The organism is Luteibacter sp. P4_D7_3, assembly GCF_056401735.1.
In genome coordinates this window covers 1-1,064 of the sequence record NZ_JBFUIT010000601.1, presented here as the reverse complement: position 1 = coordinate 1,064, position 1,064 = coordinate 1, and the positions used below count along the sequence as shown (strand labels likewise).

Here is a 1,064-nt window from a genome sequence, read left to right as displayed (position 1 = left end):
GCCACTGACTGGGTCGGTGTCCTGCATGCCGACATCCAGAGTGCCGAGGGCGAGGAGGCCGATACCGGCTTGCTGCACACCCTGCGTCGCGTCGCGCGACATCTGAGAGGGAAGATCGTCGCCATGGCTGTACGCATCACGGATCTTCGCGATGCTGAGAAGTCCATTGCTGGCACCTTCGACCTGTTCCGCCTCGACGACGTCATAGCCCGCATCGGCAAAAATACCGGTCATGGCAGTGTTGATCTCACTGCTCTGGCTGACGGTCCAGTCGACCTTGTCAGCCTTGCGGGTGGTGCTTCCGCCCGAGGTTGTCGCCAGGCTCGCATGTTCGTCGATGCGATCCGATGTTCCTACCCCCTTGCCGCTGACCGATTCACCTTCGTGCGTGTTCCGTGCTGACGAGCCGTCCACGTCGACGCGCTTGTATACCTTCGCGTCGAAAGACTGAACGCTAGATTGTGCACGGGAGAGGAACAGGAAGGTCAGTGTCTGGTGGCCGGTCGCCGCGACCGCCGCAGCAGGGGCCGAGCCGCTGCCCAGATCGTTCAGGAGACGGGTTCCGTTGATATCGGCTCGAATGACGACGTTATACGTCTTGGCTGCTTTGTTCTCGTCTTCGGAGAGGACGGTCGCACCGAGCACATAGTCGTCGATGTGCGCTGCAATCCGATCGCGTTGTTGGTCGAACACTCGCGATCGGGCCGCGTTTGTGTCGGCGATATAACGCTCAACGGCGTTGACCTTTGCCTTCTGGACAGCCTCCTGGCGTGATTCGGGGGACAGATGCCACCCGTACGTCACGGAAGCCTGGCCCTTCTCGGAGACGGATTGCGCATGCACGACGCCCGCAGCAGCGAAGGCGATGAAAAGGGCGAAGGCGAGCTTCCGAATGTTCAACGACATGATTTGATGAGCTCCGCGAGCGAAGAGAGTTGGGTCTTGGCCTCGGCGCCCTCGGGGAGAGCCGATTTCGTCCAGGTGCTTCCTGGATTGGAGATTGCCTGGGTCAGGTTGTTGAACAGCAGGAGCAGGGATTCGTAGGAAGCGGCCCAGTCGTCGAC

At 60.8% G+C, this 1,064-nt stretch carries 1 protein-coding gene; it reads right to left on the bottom strand.

The genetic code is table 11. The features are described 5' to 3' along the window. Positions 1-906 (bottom strand): hypothetical protein (locus AC1DSN_RS23050; protein ID WP_477333211.1); only part of this gene is annotated, 906 nt, incomplete at its 3' end. Between the last annotated feature and the right edge of the window lie 158 nt (positions 907-1,064).